The organism is Lentilactobacillus diolivorans DSM 14421, from assembly GCF_001434255.1.
Taxonomy (GTDB): Bacteria; Bacillota; Bacilli; order Lactobacillales; family Lactobacillaceae; genus Lentilactobacillus; species Lentilactobacillus diolivorans.
Genome location: NZ_AZEY01000061.1, coordinates 1 through 766, shown reverse-complemented (window position 1 = coordinate 766; position 766 = coordinate 1). Strand labels below are relative to the sequence as shown.

At 35.8% G+C, this 766-nt stretch carries 1 protein-coding gene; it reads left to right on the top strand.

Features of this window, described 5'->3' with window-relative positions:
- Positions 1-766, top strand: a 766-nt coding sequence (locus FC85_RS06030; protein WP_162255417.1) for a MobA/MobL family protein, incomplete at both ends; no start/stop codon positions are given.

Sequence of the window (766 nt, the reverse complement as noted above, 5' to 3'; positions counted from 1 at the left end):
ACCGGAACTAGCAAGTACCCTAAGAGTAGAAAGATACTGATGGTCGATTGGGATAAGAAAGAAAAAATAATTGAATGGCGTCATAATTGGGCAGTTAGTGTCAATCAGGTTTTAGAGCAAAAAAATATTCCGGATCGGATCAGTGAAAAATCTTTTGAAAATCAAGGAATAGATGAAGTTCCAACTCAACATGAGGGAATCAATAGTAAGCGGAGTAAAAGGAAAGAATTTAACCAACAAGTTAAGAAATATCGTAAGACCAAAGCGAATTATAAAAACAATCAAGAAAAAGTAATTAATCGAGGTCACTTGGATAGCCTAAGTAAACACTTCTCGTTTAACGAGAAAAAAGTGGTCAAAGAGTTAAGCCACGAACTGAAAACTTATATTAGTTTGGAAAGTTTAGATGATAAGCGGCGCATGCTATTTAATTGGGAAAACAGCACCTTAATTAAACATGCGGTTGGTGAAGATGTGACTAAACAATTATTGACAATTAACCAACAAGAAAGCTCACTCAAAAAAGCAGATGAACTCTTAAATAAAGTAGTCGATCGCACGACGAAAAAGCTTTATCCAGAGCTTGATTTTGAACAGACCACGCAAGCTGAAAGACGAGAATTAATTAAGGAAACCGATAGCGAACAAACAGTTTTCAAGGGTAGTGAATTAAACGAACGTTTAATGAACATTCGTGATGATTTATTGACCCGACAATTATTGACCTTTACCAAACGGCCATACGTTGGCTGGAAGTTATTAATGC